Annotated in this window: 1 protein-coding gene; it reads right to left on the reverse strand. The window is 68.3% G+C overall.

Annotation, left to right across the window (positions count from 1 at the left end; translation table 11 throughout):
• The coding region (locus AC6LJ2_RS30080; RefSeq protein ID WP_498152766.1) for a hemagglutinin repeat-containing protein at positions 1–407 on the reverse strand (407 nt) is incomplete at both ends.

A 407-nucleotide genomic window follows, 5' to 3' on the forward strand; every position in this document is an offset into this window, starting at 1 on the left:
CATCGCCCGCCCACATGCCGGTCTGCTCCGTGACGCTGGCGTATTGGCTGTTGATCTTGGTCTGGCCGTAGTTGCCGCTGACGCTGCTGGCGCCGTAGCAGATGGGCGGGATGCACAGGCTGACCTGTACGCCGCCGCTGCGGTCGCGGGCGGCGTAGTTGCTGATGTCTTGCAGGCTCTCGATGACGAGGTTGCCGCCCACGGTGGCGACGATCTGCGCCGCTCGGGCCTGGGCGCCACGCAGCACGGCGTCGCCGCCGGAGTTCAGGGTCAACCGGTTGCCCGCCACCACGTGGGTGTTGTTCCAGCTGCTGTCCTGGCCGCTGCCCTTGTTGGTGCTGCCCCCTGCCCCGATGTTGATGGCAAAGCCATTCTGGCTGCCGCCCACCGTCAGGCCCACGCCGATG

The organism is Achromobacter sp. 1014246743 (genome assembly GCF_059760725.1).